This window comes from Pseudomonas sp. HMSC065H01, assembly GCF_001815235.1.
Lineage (GTDB): Bacteria > Pseudomonadota > Gammaproteobacteria > Pseudomonadales > Pseudomonadaceae > Pseudomonas > Pseudomonas aeruginosa.
On record NZ_KV819853.1, the window covers coordinates 1 to 1,468 of the forward strand.

General features: G+C 66.8%; 1 protein-coding gene. It reads right to left on the minus strand.

The window, feature by feature from the left end:
- Positions 1–1,468, minus strand: a 1,468-nt coding sequence (locus tag HMPREF3014_RS05055; RefSeq protein ID WP_052157411.1) for an acetaldehyde dehydrogenase ExaC, incomplete at both ends; no start/stop codon positions are given.

Below are 1,468 nucleotides of genomic sequence, written 5' to 3' on the forward strand. Positions count from 1 at the left end.
AGAAGAAGCCCAGCGGGTTGATGTCGTAGCTCACCAGCAGGTTCTTGGTCTGCTGGTAGTGGTCGAGCATCATCTTGTGCGTCTCGCGACCGACGCCGGACTTCTTGTAGCCGCCGAACGCGGCGTGGGCCGGGTACAGGTGGTAGCAGTTGGTCCACACGCGACCGGCCTTGATCCCGCGACCCATGCGGTAGGCGCGGTTGATGTCGCGGGTCCAGAGGCCGGCGCCAAGGCCGTACTCGGTGTCGTTGGCGATGGCCAGGGCCTCGGCTTCGTCCTTGAAGGTGGTGACGCCGACCACCGGGCCGAAGATTTCCTCCTGGAACACGCGCATGCCGTTGTGCCCCTTGAGCAGGGTCGGCTGGATGTAGTAGCCGCTGGCCAGGTTGCCTTCGAGCTTCTCGACGCTGCCGCCGGCGAGCAGCTCGGCGCCTTCCTGCTGGGCGATGTCGAGGTAGGAGAGGATCTTCTCGTACTGCTGCTGGGAAGCCTGGGCGCCGACCATGGTCTCGGTGTCCAGCGGGTCGCCGCGCTTGATCGCCCTGACCTTTTTCAGCACCTCTTCCATGAATGCCGGGTAGATCGACTCCTGGACCAGCGCGCGGGACGGGCAGGTGCACACCTCGCCCTGGTTGAAGAAGGCCAGCACCAGGCCCTCGGCGGCCTTCTCGATGAACGCCGGCTCGGCCTGCATGATGTCTTCGAAATAGATGTTCGGGCTCTTGCCGCCCAGCTCGACGGTGGAGGGAATGATGTTCTCCGCCGCGCACTTGAGGATGTGCGAGCCGACCGGGGTGGAACCGGTGAAGGCGATCTTGGCGATGCGCTTGCTGGTGGCCAGGGCCTCGCCGGCCTCCCTGCCGAAGCCCTGGACGACGTTGAGCACGCCCGGCGGCAGCAGGTCGCCGATGAGTTCCAGCAGCACGCAGATGCCCAGCGGGGTCTGCTCGGCCGGCTTGAGCACCACGCAGTTGCCGGCGGCCAGCGCCGGGGCCAGCTTCCAGGCGGCCATCAGCAGCGGGAAGTTCCACGGGATGATCTGCCCGACCACGCCCAGCGGCTCATGGATGTGGTAGGCCACGGTGCTGTCGTTGATCTCGGCAGCGGAGCCTTCCTGGGCGCGGATGCAGCCGGCGAAGTAGCGGAAGTGGTCGGCGGCCAGGGGGATGTCGGCGTTGAAGGTCTCGCGCACGGCCTTGCCGTTGTCCCAGGTCTCGGTGACGGCGAGCAGTTCCAGGTTCTGCTCGATGCGGTCGGCGATCTTCAGCAGGATGTTCGAGCGCTCCTGCACCGAGGTGCGGCCCCAGGCGTCGGCGGCGGCGTGGGCGGCGTCGAGGGCCTTGTCGATGTCCTCGGCGGTGGAACGGGGGAACTCGGCGATCGGCTGGCCGTTCACCGGCGAGGTGTTGGTGAAGTACTGGCCCTTGACCGGAGGCACGAACTCGCCGCCGATGTAGTTGCCGTAGCG